Source organism: Marinobacterium ramblicola (assembly GCF_019084545.1).
Lineage (GTDB): Bacteria > Pseudomonadota > Gammaproteobacteria > Pseudomonadales > Balneatricaceae > Marinobacterium_D > Marinobacterium_D ramblicola.
Window position 1 is genome coordinate 190,616 of sequence record NZ_JAHREP010000005.1, and the last position, 13,705, is coordinate 204,320.

Genomic DNA, 13,705 nt, shown 5'->3' on the forward strand with positions numbered 1-13,705 from the left:
TATTTCAAGGGAATGAAGTCGATGAATATCAAGGGACCTGTCTGGGCGTTACTGCTGACTCTTACGCTGACGGGGTGTGTCAATCTCAAGGAGGTAGGTGAGTACGCCGGCGAATCCGCCAAGTTCTCCGCTTATACGGAGCTGACCACCCGCTTCCGCGACACCTATTACCGGGAGCAACCCTACCTGACTGGCGAAGCGCAGCAACTGGCGCAGGAAAACGATCTCAAGCGCAAAGCGGCATACGAAGACCTGCTGACGATTCACAAACGGGTGACGCTGTACATGCAGACCCTTGCCAGACTGTCGGGTGAGGACAGGTTCGACCTCTCGGAAAACCTCGACTCCCTTGCCGATGGCATCAAAGAGCACCCTGATCTTGGTATCGACAAAAAGCAGGTCGATGCCATCGCCGATATCGGCAAAGCGATCACCAAGTGGGCGACCTCTGCACGGCAGCAGCGTGCCGTGCGCGAGATGATCCAAGAGGGCGATGCGCCATTACAGACGACCTTGCAGGGCATGAAGACGCTTGTGCGTTATTACCGGGCAACCCATGACAACGAGCAGAAAACGGTGCTGGGCTTCTTTGAGGTTGAGCTGCCCTACGTGGAAGATCCGCAACACAGACTCCTGGCCACCCTGGCCCGTGCGCACCTGCAGTCGAAAGAGGCGGAGTACAGGGCTGCTCAGCCTCGGTACGAAGCGGCGGCACGGGGGGGCGAGCGTATTGCCGAGGGGCACCGGAAACTGGTGGAGAATATCGATGATCTGACGAGTCAGGCGGCGAGAGACAGCATCAAACGTCTCGCCAGGGATATCAAGGCGATCAGAAAGAGTATCCAGGCCATTGAGGGCTGAGATCAATTCAGAAAGGAGGCAACAGGATGGCGCTGGCAAATGAAATGGAAGTTGAGGCACTTGCCCAATCACTGACCGAGTGTGCCGATGCAGTTCATGAGCGTATCAAGGCGGCGATCAAGCACCGCGAGATAGAACGGGATCAGGCGCAGGCGATGTTTCAGGAGGAGAATCTGTTGCGCCAGCGTGCCAACGGTTTATACATCGATGCCGCCAAGTCTGTCGTCGAGGGGCTGACGGAGCCGCAAGAGGGGTTGCTCGCTGCCGTCAATAAAGCCAGGGAGCAGATCGAGGAGATCGCCCGTTTCATCGATCTGGTGACGGATCTGGCCGTATTGGCAGCGGCGGTCAGCGCGGGAAAACCCGCGCCGATACTGGCGGCACTGAAGGAGGTAAAGGATGGCGTGGACGATGTGAATAGTCAGGTGGCCTGAGCGTCAGAACGTGGCCGGAGCTTGAATAGCGCGTTGAGCAATAACGAGTGACAGGTATGAATCCCAAGGTTGATGCATTTTTGAGTGAAGCCGACAGATGGCGGGATGAGTTTAGGACGCTCAGGGCGATCATTCTCGCTTGCCGGCTTGATGAGGAGCTTAAATGGGGTAAACCCTGCTACACCTTTGAGGGCAGGAATGTTCTGCTGATACACGGGTTCAAGGATTACTGTGCACTGCTGTTCATGAAAGGCGCGTTGCTGAAGGATGACGCGGGCATACTGGTTGCGCAAACGGAGAACGTACAGGCAGCGCGGCAGATTCGATTCAGCAGCGTTCAGCAGATCGAGGAGATGGAGGCGATCCTGAAACGCTATATCGATGAAGCGATTGAGATGGAGAGATCCGGTGCGAAGGTAGCGTTCAAAAACACCGAAGTGTTCGAAACACCGCAGGAACTACAGGAAAAACTGGATCGGGACGCGGCCTTCAAGTCCGCATTTGAGGCCCTGACGCCGGGGCGTCAGAGGGGTTACATCCTGCATATCTCCGGTGCCAAACAGGCGAAAACGCGGGAAGCGCGGATCGAGAAACTGGCGCCGAGGATTCTCGATGGCAAGGGACTGAATGATCGAAATTAACCCAACCCCTCCTGCACCGCCCAGACCGCGACCTCGACCCGTGACTTCAGCCCCAGCTTCTTCAGCAGGTGTTTGACGTGCACCTTCACCGTGCCTTCGGTGATGCTGAGCTTGCGGGCGATGATCTTGTTCGACATGCCGCCGGCGATCAGCTTGATGATCTGGCGCTCGCGCGGTGTCAGCGTCGTGATATCGGGGCCCTTGCGACTGCGGTTGCTCTGCAGTGCCTGGGCGAGCAGGGTGGTCAGCCGATCGCTGATCACCATCTTGCCCAGGGCCGCCTGGTTCAGTTTGGCGAGCAGATCCTCCGGTTCCATATCCTTGAGCAGATAGCCATCGGCGCCGGCCTTCAGTGCGGCGACCACATCCTCTTCGTTGTCGGAGACGGTGAACACCACCACCCTGGAGTCGACGCCCGCCTCGCGCAGCATCTTCAAGCACTCGATGCCGTTGATCTCCGGCATGTTCAGATCCAGCAGGATCAGGTCGGGTTCCAGCGTTTCGGCCTTGGCGACCCCCTCTTCGGCGCTGCTGGCTTCACCGACCACCTCCAGTTCGTCGTCGAGGGCGATCAGCTGCTTGACCCCGGTACGCAGCAGGGGGTGGTCGTCGATCAGCAGGATGGAGGCGGGGGTGACGGTGCTCATCTCGGTCATGGGGCTGCTCGCTGCTTGGTTTGCCACTAAGTTAAGACTGTTTGGGTTTGAATGTCATCAATACGCGGGTGCCGCTGGGTTCGCGGTTATCCACACTCAGATCGCCGTTCAGGGTAAGGGTCCGGTCGCGCATGATCAACAGGCCGTAGTGGCCCTGGCTATCCAGCGATGGCGGCAGACCGACGCCGTTGTCCTCCACCCGCACCTCGACCCGTTCGCCAGCGCGGATAACCTGTACCGAGACCTCGCTGGCCCCGCTGTGCTTGACCACGTTGGCCAGGGCTTCACGCACCAGTTGCAGGACATGGATCTCTTCGTTGGCGGTCAGGCTCTGGTGATGCAGGTTGTACTTCAGCGGGATATCGTAGCCCAGGCGCTCGGAGAACTCCTTGACGGTGGATTCCAGCGCCGGCTGCAGGCCGGGTTGATCCAGGGTCAGGCGGAAGGTGGTGAGCAGTTCGCGCAGCTGGCGGTAGGCGTTGTTCAGCCCCTCCTTCAGCTCGCCGACCACCTCGTCGATCTGTTCGTCGTCCCGTTTCTGTTTGCGCAGGATCTGTAGCCGACCCACCTGCATCTTCAGGTAGGAGAGCGACTGCGCCAGGGAGTCGTGCAGTTCGCGGGCGATCACCGCACGCTCCTCCATCAGCGACATGTGCTGCTCCTGGCTGGCCTTCAACTCCAGCGACAGTACGATGGCCAGGTTTTCCACCAGTGTCCGCAGCAGCGCGACCTGCTCCTCACCCAAGGGTTGCTTGGGCAGGAAGTTGACTTTGAACTCGCCGAAATAGGCTTCGCGGGTCTGGATCGGCAGCGTGACCGAGTCATGCTGACGCTTATCCAGCTCAGGCACTATGCAGTCGCTGCAGCGGGTGTTCCTGCAGTCGGTCGGGCGCTCCAACAGTTGGGTGGTCAGCTGACGGTAACTCGAGCGCTGGTGCGGGTCGCACAGGGTGACCTCGATCGGCCCGACCGCCAGCACATCCTCCAGCTCCTTCATGACCGGCATCAGGCGGCGGCAGATATCTTCGTCGCGGTTGAAGCGGCGGGTGGCGTTGTAGAGCAGCTGCAGGCTCTTGTTGGACTCGCGCAGCTCGGCGGTTTTTCTCTGCACCCGGCTTTCCAGATCGGCGTAGGTTCTCGACAGCTCCTCCGCCATGTGGTTGAAGGTGGTGCCGAGCAGGCCCAGTTCGTCGTCACTGCGGTAGTGCACGCGGGTGTCGAGCTTACCCTGACCGGCATCGCGGGCGACGTTGAGCAGCTGGGCCAGGGGCTCGACCACGTTGGATTTGATGTCGTACATGGCGATGAAGATGATCATCACGGTCATGAACAAGCTGATCCCCTGGATCAGGCTCAGCAGCTTGATCTTCGATTCTGTGCTCTCCTCCAGCAGATGCACCATCTGGTCGATGCGGGGGACGAAGTTTTCCAGCTGTCTGAGATAGGCCGAACGGTCTGGTTGGTCGGTCAGGATGGCGGCCTTCAGCGAGGGCTCGAAGTTGTGGCGCCACTCGTCGATCAGGGCGCTGTAGGCCTGGCGTAGCTGCTGCTGGCTGTCTTTAGGAAGCACGTTGGTCAGGATCGGATCGTTGATGCGGCGGTCGAACTCGCCGATCGACGCCAGTACCTTGTCGCGGCTGATCTGACTGCCTTCACCGGCATGCTGCTGAGTCTCGGCGATGATGCGATAGGACATCATGCGCAGGGAACCGGCCAGGTTGATCCCGGCGGCATCGCCCTGGGTACTCTCTGCAACAATCACCGAGCTGATCATGCTGATCAGTGCCATCAGGCTGATGGCGAACATTGCCGTGCCCAAACGGGTGATGATCGACTGCTTGAGAAAATTCATCCTGGCACTCCGTTGTGCTGTGCAGGGTTACTCACAAAGAATCGTGTTACAGCCAAGGTTTTTACCCCGCCTTGCGCCAATCGTCGAAAATATAAGTTAAAACAGTCTGTTACAAAGAAAAGAAGTGGTACCACCATAGTGGTATAGGCTGAAATGGTTAACTTTTTCAGCCAGTTATACGTTGATGCGCGTCAATATCCGGGGATCGGTCCGGGTTTAGGTTTGGCTCAAATTGTCAGACCCAAACTGTATCACGATGACCCAGACCACCCAGAAACAGATCTCAGCGCTTGTTATGAGCACCCTGGTGTTCGCGGCCTGTTTTGCCACCTGGACGCTGATCTCGGTTATCGGTCTGCAAATAAAGCATGAATTGCAGCTCAGCGAAACCGAGTTTGGTGTGCTGGTGGCGATGCCGATCCTCAGTGGCGCGCTGGCGCGCCTGCCGTTGGGACTGCTGGCCGAGCGCTTCGGTGGTCATGCCTTGCTGTCGGGGGGCGTGCTGCTGGTCAGTGTACCGCTCTATCTGTTTTCCCAGGCGCACAGTTACTGGCAATACCTGGTGCTGGGATTCTGCATCGGACTGGTGGGCGGCAGTTTCGCCATCGGTATCCACTATGTCTCCTCCTGGGCGTCGCGCGACAACCAGGGGCTGGCGATGGGGATATTCGGTGCCGGCAACCTGGGCGCGGCGCTGACCAACCTGATCGCGCCGCTGATCATCATCGCCTACGGCTGGCGCATGGCCCCCATCGCCTACGCCTTCGTGCTGGTGCTGCTGGCGCTGCTGTTCTGGTTGCTGACCCAGGACGATCCCGTGCATCAGTCCCGTACCCGCCGGGCGGCTCCCTCGCTGACCGAGATGCTGGTTCCGCTGCTGGAGCCGCGGGTCTGGCGCTTCGGCCTGTACTACTTCTTCATGTTCGGTGGTTACGTGGCGCTGGCACTCTGGCTTCCGGATTACTACGTCCACCACTATGGGCTGGACCTGAAAAGCGCCTCCTTTCTGACCCTGCTGTTTACCGTACCCGGTGCGCTGACCCGGGTGATCGGCGGCTGGTGCGCAGACCGCCTCGGTGCGCGGCGGGTCAACTGGGGCGTGTTCTGGGTCTGCCTGGTCTGTCTTTTCTTCCTCTCCTATCCACCCACCACCATGACCATTCACGGCATCGACGGCGACATCAGGTTTCTGCTCGAGATGCCGGTCTGGCTGTTTACGTTGCTGGTCATGGTGATGGGCGTGGCGATGGGGTTCGGAAAAGCCGGGGTGTTCCGCAACGTCTACGACTACTACCCGGATCGTATGGGTACGGTCGGTGGCGCGGTGGGGCTGCTCGGTGCGATCGGCGGTTTCGTGCTGCCGATCCTCTTTGGTCTGGTAACGGACCTGTTCGGCGTACGCAGCTCCTGCTTCATGCTGCTCTACGGACTGTTGGCGTTGTGCATGATCACCATGTACTACGGCGTCTCGGTCCAGGAGAAGCAGAACCGGCTGCAGGAGGCGATACGCACCAACTTTTTGAAGGAGAACCTGGATGCCTGACCTGAGCGGCAACCGTCCGCTTCCCCGATCGGCTGCTCTGCAGGTCCGGGGCGGGTTCGATATCAAGATCAGCCGGGCGTCAGGTGCCCGCTGCTTCAGCCTGGAGTGTGAGTCATGTCCGATATAATGAATTGGGATGTCGAGAACACCAAGTTCTGGGAGAACGAAGGCAAGAGAATTGCGAACCGCAACCTGTGGATCTCGATCCCCAGTCTGTTGTGCGGTTTCGCGGTCTGGTTGTACTGGGGCATCATCACCGTGCAGATGTTGAACCTGGGCTTCCCCTTCGCCAAGGCAGAACTCTTTACCCTGGCCGGCATTGCCGGATTGACCGGGGCGACGCTGCGCATACCGAGCAGCTTCTTTATCCGCATCGCCGGCGGACGCAACACCATCTTCTTCACCACGGCGCTGCTGATGGTGCCCGCCATCGGTACCGGCCTTGCGCTGCAGGACAAGAATACGCCGTTGTGGATATTCCAGCTGCTGGCGTTCCTGTCCGGTATCGGCGGCGGTAACTTCGCGTCGTCCATGTCCAACATCAGCTTCTTCTTCCCGAAGCGGCAGCAGGGGCTGGCGCTGGGGTTGAACGCGGGGCTGGGCAACGCCGGGGTGACCACCATGCAGATCCTGGTGCCGCTGGTGATGACCTTCGGCATCTTCGGCGGCACGCCGATGATCCTGGAGAACACCTCGGGCACGCTGATCGGCAAGATCCCGGCCGGTTCCGAGACCTATATCCACAACGCCGGTTACGTCTGGCTGCTGTTCCTGGTGCCGCTGGCGGTGATGAGCTGGTTCGGCATGCACAACATCAAGACCGACGCCGTCTCCCCGGACGTGGGCAGTGCCACGGGCGCCATGGGCAAGGTGCTGGGGCTGCTGCTGATCGGCTTCTTCACCGCCGCTGCCGGTCTCTACATCATCCTGCCGGCGCCGACGGGCCTCGGCGCGCCTGACTGGGCCAAGTGGCCGGTGATCGCCGGTATCCTGTTCCTGACCGTGGTGCTGATGAAGATGGTGCCGGGCGATATCAAGCCCAACCTGCAGCGCCAGTTCAAGATCTTCAGCAACAAGCACACCTGGATCATGAGCGTGATCTACACCATGACCTTCGGTAGCTTCATCGGCTACTCCGCCGGTTTCGCGCTGGCGATCAAGGTGGTGTTCGGTTACCAGCACCTGATGGTCGACGGCGTGCTGACCCACGATACCGTCAACGCCGCCGGTCCGTCGGCACTGATGTACGCCTGGATGGGCCCGTTCATCGGTGCCCTGATCCGCCCGGTGGGCGGCTGGATCGCCGACAAGGCCGGCGGTGCCAAGGTGACCCAGATCGTTTCCGTGATCATGATCGCCAGTGCCCTGGGTGTGGCCTACTACCTGAAGCAGGCGTACCAGTCCGCCACGCCGGAGGAGTTCTTCCTGCCCTTCCTGATCCTGTTCCTGGTGCTGTTTGCCGCCACCGGTATCGGCAACGGCTCCACCTTCCGCACCATCGCCATGGTGTTCGACAAGGAGCAGGCCGGCCCCGCGCTGGGCTGGACCTCGGCGGTCGCCGCCTACGGCGCCTTCGTCATCCCGCAGGTGTTCGGCGAGCAGATCAAGCTGGCCACGCCGGAGAACGCCCTGTACGGCTTCGCCGTCTTCTACCTGCTCTGCCTGGTGCTGAACTGGTGGTACTACCTGGGGCCGAAGGCGGAGTACAAGAATCCCTAAGGGTAATGTATTGAGTTACTGAGCGTGTTGCGGGGCCGGGTGCCCCGCTTTTTTGTACAGGGATGTACTTATCCTGCGAGCACATGGATGTGCTGGAGCAGGGTTTGTGCAGGGATGTACGGTATCCCATGGGCGCAGGAGCGGGGAGCTGAGCGGCGCCGTACCGCGGCTAGTATTCGCAGCCGTTGAACTTGGCAAACTCCCTGATCGCCTCATCCAGCAGTGGGGCGAGCTCCGTCTTATCCACAGTCGAATCCTCGATATGCAGGCTCAGCACTTCAAAGCGCTGCTCGGCGCGACGTGCCTTGCAGTCGATACGGCCGATGAACCTGTCACCCAACAGAATGGGCAGGCAGAAGTAGCCGTATACCCGCTTGGTGGCCGGTAGATAGCATTCGAGCCGGTAGTCGAAGCCGAACAGCCTGTTCAGCCGATCGCGGTGGATCACCGCGTTATCGAACGGCGAGAGCAGCTGTACCCGGCCGGGCTGGATTTCGGAGGATGGAGGGTTCAGCAACCGGGTATCGATATAGCTGTCGGGCAGCGCCTTATTCTCAACTGCGGTCAGTTGGCCCGCGTCGATACGCTCGGTCAACAGATCGCGCATCGCTGCCTTCAGCGCCTTGTCTCGGTTCAGATGCATAACCTGCTTAAAGGTGACCAGGCCATGTGCTCGCACCGTGCCATCGAGCAGATAGGCCGCGTACTCATGCCGCGTGGGTTCGCGCAGATCCACACCCGTTGGAAGGACGCGTTCGGCCAGGTCGTACACCTTCTGCATGCCGTTACGCTCGCTCACCATCAGATCGCCCTGCATAAACAGCTTGTCCAGAGCCCGACGGCCCGGTCCCCAGTTCCACCAGCTGCCCTTGTCGCTGCGGCTACCGCTGAGGGCGCGAGTGTGCAATTCGCCTTCACCGCGTACGCGGGCGAGGATCTCCCGCATCAGTCGGGCATCGACGTTGCTGAAATAGGGGTGAGTCCCGTTACGGATGGCGTTCATGCGTGGCAGGGCAAAGCGGTAGTCACGCATCGGCAGATAGGCCGCGGCATGGGACCAGTATTCGAAGATGCGCCGCTCACCGAGCAGCTGATTCAACTGGGCAGGTGCGTAGTCGGCTACCCGAGCCCAGAGCGTGTGGTGATGGGCGCGTTCTACCACCGATAGCGCATCGATCTGTACATAGCCCAGGTGTTCGATTGCGCGCAGAACGGCCTGGCATCCGCTGCCGAAGGGCTGGGGTGAAGCAAGTCCCTGCCTGGCCAGGGCCAGGCGCCTCATCTGCTGCTGGGTCATATGATCTATCCATGGAGTGGGCTGTATAGGGTAGATGATCGGCACAAGCGCGAACAGCATATTGCCATCAACCACGGCTCGGACGAGTTTATCCGTACGGTTTGGCAAGGCTGTCGAGAAGGGTGCGCCTGCTGTGCAGCAGGCCGTTATGCACTTGCACCAGGTCGGCCCCGGCGTTCAGCCGGTGGCGAATATCCTGCTCGCTGCCGATGCCGCCGACAACGATCAGCGCCGTGTCGGCGCCAAGCAGCGCACGGCCTTGGCGGGTCAATTCACAGGCCAGATCCTGCCAGGTTCGTTGGCGCCAGGCGTGTATCTTTTCAGCCGTAACGGGTTTGCCCCTGTCGAGCGCCAACACCACACCCGCAATCCCGAAAGTCGGCAGCAGCGGCAGAATCGGCGGCAGCGCCGGTAGCCGATCGGGCCGCTCCAGATCGAGCACCAGTTTGACCACCAGCGGTACGGCGCGACCGTTTACGGCACTCAACCTCCGCTGTTGATCGGTCAGGGCACGCAGGGTGTCGTTCAGCTCCGCCTCATGCTCCGGCTGCAGTAGCCAACGGGCATTGGCGTTCCCCAGGTTCAGACACAGATAGTCGGCTACCCGCCAGGCGACACGTTGGCAGTAGAGCAGGTCGGCCTGCGCCTGTGCCGGATTCCGGCCGGGGTTCAGGCCGATATTGATGCCGAGCGGACAGTCGGACGAGGGGTGTCGCCGCAGGCGTGCCAGGGTGGAGATACCGGGGTAGGCGCCCGGCTGTGGATAACGACACAGGGTACCGAGCTCGATATGGCCGAAACCCAGCCGGTCCCGGTAGGGGGCGAGCAGGCCGCGGCGGTCGAACCCGGCGGCGATACCGATCGGGTTGCGGAAGGTCAGCCCCATGGCGTGGTGCGGTGGATGGGCAGGGGGTGTTCTGCCTGCACCGGACAGAGCGGTTAGCGCCGGGCGGGCGGCATAAGCGGCGAAGTTCAGGCTCTGGGTCAGGCGGGTATAGTGCCGGCGAAGGGCTCCGAGCGGGCCGTCATATCGCATCGGCGTGCTCCCTGGCAAAGCTGTGCATGAAGTCGATCAGGGCCTCGACCCCGGCCAGGGGCATGGCGTTGTAGAGGCTGGCGCGAACGCCGCCGCAGGCCGGGTGACCGGCCAGGTTCAGTAACCCTGCTGCCTGGGCCTGGGCGAGAAACCGGGCCGTCAACTGGGGCGCATCGAGCTGGAAGCAGACATTCATCCGCGAGCGGCTCTGCGGCTCCACCGGGCAGTGGTAGAACTCACTGTCGTCTATCGCCTGGTACAGGCGTGTGCTCTTGCGCCGGTTCAGGTACTGGATGGCGGGCAGGCCGCCCTGCTGCAACCAGTGACGGAACACCAGCCCCGCCAGGTAGATGGCATAGGTCAGCGGTGTGTTGAAGCGGCCGTGGCTGTCATTCACCACCTTGTAGCTGAACGCGGAGGGGGTGGCGGGCAGCGGCTCGCGGATCAGGCTGTCGCGGATCAGCACCAAGGTCAGTCCGGCCGGGCCGATATTCTTCTGCGCCCCGGCATAGGCCAGGTCGAGGCGGGAGAAATCCAGCGGCCGGGAGAGGAAATCCGAGGTCATATCCACCACCAGTGGTACCGACCCGGTGTCGGGCAGTTCGGCGAACTGCAGCCCTTCGGCGGTTTCGTTGCTGGTCAGGTGGCAGTAGGCCGCGCCCGGATCCAGCTGCCATTCGTCAGGGTTGGGCAGACGAACCGGTCCGCTGTAATCGCCGTTGTCGGCCGCCACGTTGACCCGGCAGTAGCGCCGCGCTTCGCGGATCGCCTTGCGTGACCAGTGCCCACCGGCGATGTAGTCGGCGCAGGGTGCCGGATGCTCACCGAGCAGGTTGAGCGGCACCAGCGAGAACTGCGCCGAGGCGCCGCCCTGCATGAACAGGATGCGGAACTGATCGGGCACCTGCAGCAGTTCGCGCAGATCCTGGCGTGTCTGGTCGGCGATCTGCTGGAACTCGCTGCCGGTGAACGGCATCTCCCACACCGAGTAGCCCCGCTGCTGCCAGTCGAGCTGCTCCGCCTGCGCCCGTTGCAGCACCTCAGGCGGCATCATCGCGGGGCCGGCGGCGAAGTTGTAGATCGGTGCACTCGTCATGGTCAGAGTCCTCCCGGTCAGTGGAGTCTGGTCAATGCTCTCTATCTCAATGGAAGAGGGCCAGACCGTGGCTGCCGGCCGCCATGAAGAACAGCAGCGGCATCGACAATATGGTGTTGCTGCGCGAGGCGAGAAAGGTGATACGCGAGCAGCGGACCCGCTCCTCCAGCGGCGCAGGAACGAAGCCGAGCACCTTTTTCTGGTGCGGCCACATGATCAGCCAGAGATTCAGCAGCATCAGTGTGCCGATCCAGGCGCCCATGCCGATCACCGCCAGATCACCGCGCAGTAGCAGCGCATCCGCCAGCCAGCCGCGCTGCCAGAGCATCCCGATGCCGGAGAGCCAGACGACGATGGAGGCGTAGCGGAAGGTGCCGTGCTCGCGCTGCATCCGCTGCTCAACGGCGTGGTTGCAGGCATCCTCGCTGGTGCCGGGGTCGAACGGCCTGAAGCGCGGGTTCTGCACCAGGTTGGCGTAGTTGTGCCCGATCCAGATCAGTGCGAAGGCGAAGTGGCTCCAGCGAAACAGCAGATCCAGCCAGGGGGTATCCATCGCGTTGCCTCCGGTTTCAGAACGGGCGGGCGATCAGCAGATCCACCAGCAGGTAGAGCAGCAGCGTCAGCGTACCGCCCGCCAGCACGGTGCCGGGCAGGGAGTCGTGCGGCAGTCTCATCGTTCACCCCCTTCGCAATTGAAACCGGCGTCGCGGTAGATCAATGCCTCAGGGCGGTCCTGCGTAGCGGCGGCCCGGTCGATGGCGTCCAGGATCCGGCTGTGGTGGGGCGACTTGCTGCAGGCCGGGTCGGCGTTGGCGGCATCGCCGGTCAGTGCCAGTGCCTGGCAGCGGCAGCCGCCGAAATCCTTCTCCTTCTCGTCGCAACTGCGGCAGGGCTCCTTCATCCAGCTGTCGCCACGGAAGTGGTTGAACGTGTCCGATTCCTGCCAGAGCCAGGCCAGACTGTGATCGCGCACGTTGGGGAAACTCAGCGTGTCGATCGAGCGGGCCTGGGAGCAGGGCAGGGCGGAGCCGTCCGGGGCGATGGTCAGGTGGATCGCGCCCCAGCCGTTCATGCACGCCTTGGGCCGACCGTCGTAGTAGTCGGGGATAACGAAGTAGACCGTCATCCGCTCGCCGACCCGTTCGCGGAACCTGGCCACCTCCGCCTCCGCCCACTCCAGCTGCTCCCGGGTCGGCAGCAGCTGGTCGCGGTTGATCAGTGCCCAGTTGTAGTACTGGATATTGGCCAGCTCGATATACTCCACGCCCAGGCTTTCGGCCAGGTTCAGGATCTCCGGGATCTGCGGCAGGTTGTGCCGTGTCACCGGCACGTTTAGCACCATCGGAAAGCCCAGCGCCTTGATCTCGCGGGCGATCTCCAGCTTGCGGCGGAAGGCGTCGGCACCGGCCATCAGGTTGGCGGTGGTTTCGTCGCAGGACTGGAAGCCGAGCTGGATATGTTTCAGGCCGCGCGCTTTCATCTCGACCAGACGCGTCGGGGTCAGGCCGATGCCGGAACTGATCAGGTTGGTGTAGAAACCGAGCGAATCGGCGTAGCCGATCAACTCCTCAAGGTCCTTGCGCAGCGCCGGTTCGCCGCCGGTAAAACCGATCTGCAACGCGCCCAGCTCACGCGCCTCGCGGATCACCCGCTTCCACTCCTCGGTGCTCAACTCGCCCTCGCGGTAGTCGTCGAAATCCACCGGATTGCTGCAGAACACGCAGTTCAGCGGGCACTGATAGGTCAGCTCCAGGGAGACCCAGAGCGGCTTGCCCTCGCCGTCAAGCGACAGCGTTGATCCAGCCTTTGGCATCGGCGGCCTCCAGAAATTTGATCAGACTTTGGCCGATCAGCTCGCGCGGCGAGCCGTCGTAGCGCTCGCTGAGGTGGTCGACCATCTGCGTGACGTTATAGGTGCCGTTGCACAGCTTGAGGATCGACGCGGCGCTGGCGTTCAGCTTCACCACCCCTTCCGGGTAGAGCAGCACATGGGCGTTCTGCGAGGCTTCCCAGCGGAACAGAAACAGCGGGTTGATGACGTACCGGTGCTCCGGGGTCGGCAGGGTTGGCGATGTCATGGCAGTCGCTCCGTTGCAAAGGGCGGGAAAACAGCCGGAAGGGGAGGGACCCTCCGGCTGAAAGGGCGTCAACGCACGAAGACGTAAGCCGTTACTTCAAAGCCCAGACGCAGGTCGCAGTACGCGGGATCGGTCCACTTCATGGGAACCTCCTTTCATTGTTATTGGATGACAGCCGCCCGTGTATTCGGGAGCTACGGATTCACCCTAGCAAGGGTAATGAAGTATCCAGAATGCTACTTAAGTACGTCTTTCACGTCGGTTTGCGGCGGGTCAAGCGAGGTGCAATAAACGGCGGGTGGTTGATATCGGTTAAGGCAAATCGGTGAAAAATCCGTAGGGTTTCGACCCCCGCTTTCGAGGGGATACCCATAAAAACCCGCAGGGTAATAATCATCCTCCGGTCATTCACCTGCGCCTCCTGAATAATCAATTAAAAACAATAAATTAGCGATTGATACGGTTGGTATCACTTTAGTGGTATATGCCGCC

Annotated in this window: 14 protein-coding genes; 5 read left to right on the forward strand and 9 right to left on the reverse strand. The window is 61.4% G+C overall.

The genetic code is table 11. The features are described 5' to 3' along the window. Positions 1–12 precede the first annotated feature (12 nt). The 3 genes from KQ940_RS05545 to KQ940_RS05555 are packed head-to-tail and all read left to right on the forward strand — an operon-like array spanning position 13 to position 1,936. A complete protein-coding gene (locus KQ940_RS05545; protein ID WP_217412435.1) occupies positions 13–861 on the forward strand; it encodes a hypothetical protein in 849 nt (282 codons plus the stop codon). Between the two features lie 26 nt (positions 862–887). Continuing rightward, a complete protein-coding gene (locus KQ940_RS05550) occupies positions 888–1,295 on the forward strand; it encodes a hypothetical protein (RefSeq protein WP_217412436.1) in 408 nt (135 codons plus the stop codon). A 56-nt stretch (positions 1,296–1,351) separates the two neighbouring features. Continuing rightward, positions 1,352–1,936, forward strand: a complete 585-nt coding sequence (locus KQ940_RS05555; RefSeq protein WP_217412437.1) for a YdeI/OmpD-associated family protein — start codon at positions 1,352–1,354, stop codon at positions 1,934–1,936. Here the strand turns inward: KQ940_RS05555 and narL are convergent. Both narL and KQ940_RS05565 read right to left on the reverse strand, forming a co-directional pair. Then, on the reverse strand, positions 1,933–2,592 hold the full coding sequence (gene narL, locus KQ940_RS05560) for a two-component system response regulator NarL (protein WP_343222618.1): 660 nt from the start codon (positions 2,590–2,592) through the stop codon (positions 1,933–1,935). The genes KQ940_RS05555 and narL overlap by 4 nt on opposite strands. Positions 2,593–2,623: 31 nt before the next feature. After that, the gene (locus KQ940_RS05565) at positions 2,624–4,444 is read right to left on the reverse strand and encodes a type IV pili methyl-accepting chemotaxis transducer N-terminal domain-containing protein (protein ID WP_217412438.1); all 1,821 of its coding nucleotides are present in this window, start codon (positions 4,442–4,444) and stop codon (positions 2,624–2,626) included. A 256-nt stretch (positions 4,445–4,700) separates the two neighbouring features. On the opposite strand from KQ940_RS05565, the gene KQ940_RS05570 reads away from it, so the two are divergent. Together KQ940_RS05570 and KQ940_RS05575 are read left to right on the forward strand one after the other, a co-directional pair. Further along, positions 4,701–5,987: an MFS transporter gene (locus KQ940_RS05570; protein ID WP_217412439.1), complete on the forward strand. Its 1,287-nt coding sequence runs from the start codon at positions 4,701–4,703 to the stop codon at positions 5,985–5,987. A 114-nt stretch (positions 5,988–6,101) separates the two neighbouring features. Beyond that, entirely contained in the window at positions 6,102–7,706 is a 1,605-nt protein-coding gene (locus KQ940_RS05575) for an MFS transporter (RefSeq protein WP_217412440.1), read from the forward strand. A 169-nt stretch (positions 7,707–7,875) separates the two neighbouring features. On the opposite strand, the gene KQ940_RS05580 is transcribed toward KQ940_RS05575, so the two are convergent. The 7 genes from KQ940_RS05580 to pqqA form a co-directional block, all read right to left on the reverse strand. Beyond that, complete coding sequence (locus KQ940_RS05580) at positions 7,876–9,003, reverse strand: winged helix-turn-helix domain-containing protein (protein ID WP_217412441.1); 1,128 nt, start codon at positions 9,001–9,003, stop codon at positions 7,876–7,878. Positions 9,004–9,091: 88 nt separating this feature from the next. Then, positions 9,092–10,039 (reverse strand): beta/alpha barrel domain-containing protein, encoded by a 948-nt coding sequence (locus KQ940_RS05585; RefSeq protein WP_217412442.1) that lies wholly within the window; start codon positions 10,037–10,039, stop codon positions 9,092–9,094. Continuing rightward, positions 10,029–11,135 (reverse strand): 3-phosphoserine/phosphohydroxythreonine transaminase, encoded by a 1,107-nt coding sequence (serC, locus tag KQ940_RS05590; RefSeq protein ID WP_217412443.1) that lies wholly within the window; start codon positions 11,133–11,135, stop codon positions 10,029–10,031. Before serC ends, KQ940_RS05585 begins: the two co-directional genes overlap by 11 nt. 46 nt (positions 11,136–11,181) lie before the next feature. Continuing rightward, positions 11,182–11,688 (reverse strand): urate hydroxylase PuuD, encoded by a 507-nt coding sequence (locus KQ940_RS05595; protein ID WP_217412444.1) that lies wholly within the window; start codon positions 11,686–11,688, stop codon positions 11,182–11,184. Between the two features lie 117 nt (positions 11,689–11,805). Then, positions 11,806–12,948 (reverse strand): pyrroloquinoline quinone biosynthesis protein PqqE, encoded by a 1,143-nt coding sequence (gene pqqE, locus KQ940_RS05600; protein ID WP_217412445.1) that lies wholly within the window; start codon positions 12,946–12,948, stop codon positions 11,806–11,808. Beyond that, a complete protein-coding gene (gene pqqD, locus KQ940_RS05605; RefSeq protein ID WP_217412446.1) occupies positions 12,917–13,213 on the reverse strand; it encodes a pyrroloquinoline quinone biosynthesis peptide chaperone PqqD in 297 nt (98 codons plus the stop codon). Before pqqD ends, pqqE begins: the two co-directional genes overlap by 32 nt. 68 nt (positions 13,214–13,281) lie before the next feature. Further along, positions 13,282–13,356, reverse strand: coding sequence for a pyrroloquinoline quinone precursor peptide PqqA (pqqA, locus tag KQ940_RS23185; RefSeq protein WP_217412475.1), 75 nt, complete (start codon positions 13,354–13,356; stop codon positions 13,282–13,284). Positions 13,357–13,705 lie beyond the last annotated feature (349 nt).